Source organism: Sphingomonas sp. JC676, from assembly GCF_014489075.1.
GTDB lineage: Bacteria > Pseudomonadota > Alphaproteobacteria > Sphingomonadales > Sphingomonadaceae > Sphingomonas.
This window is the reverse complement of record NZ_JACTGR010000030.1, coordinates 1-730: the sequence shown is the minus strand read 5'-3', so window position 1 is coordinate 730 and position 730 is coordinate 1. Positions and strand designations below refer to the sequence as shown.

Sequence of the window (730 nt, the reverse complement as noted above, 5' to 3'; positions counted from 1 at the left end):
ATGAAGCGCCGTGCGATACCAGTTGATCGGCTCGTGAAACGCTGCCGGCGGCGGCACCGCGACATAGTCCGCCGTCGGCGAGTAATACGCCTCCACGCCCCCGACCCGGAAATCCGCGCCGCTCGCGTCAATGACAGCTTGCACCTGAGGGAGGATATCCACCTCTTCGGGAAGCTCAGGTACACCCGCCAACGTCCCGGGTAACCCCTCGCACTGATCGACATTGAACACCGTGAACCGCTTGAGGAACGCCAGCTGCCGCGCCTCGCGATCCTCGTCCCGCGCGCGCTCGGCCTCATCCTTGGGCGTGAAGCGATCCGCATAGCAGATTGTCGTTCCCCGCTCGCCTTTGCGAACGTTACCGCCCGCTGCCTGGGCCTGCCGATAGGTCAGCCAGCGCTGCGAGGCGTATCCGCCCTCGATGACTGCCGCCCACAGGATCAGGACATTGATCCCGGAATAGCGCCGCCCGGTCCCCGCATTGTGCGGCATGGTGCAGCCACACGCCGCGCTGTCCCAGGGCTGCACCCAGGGCAGCCGCCCCTGCTCCAGCTCGGCAATCACCTGCGCCGTCACCTCGGCATAGAGGCTCTGACGATTGGTCCCGGTCTTCTCCATCTTCCTCACTCCCAAACCACCGCAACCGGCGCCGGAATGGCGGGGTGGGCGGCAGGAGCGGACCGGCAGTCCCGCCGATAAAGGCGGGCCGCACCCGAAGGGGCCGGAACGA

Annotated in this window: 1 protein-coding gene; it reads right to left on the bottom strand. The window is 66.8% G+C overall.

Annotated features, from left to right (window positions below; translation table 11 throughout):
- A partial coding sequence (locus IAG41_RS22880) for an ArdC family protein (RefSeq protein ID WP_187731016.1) occupies window positions 1-618 on the bottom strand: 618 nt, incomplete at its 3' end.
- Window positions 619-730 lie beyond the last annotated feature (112 nt).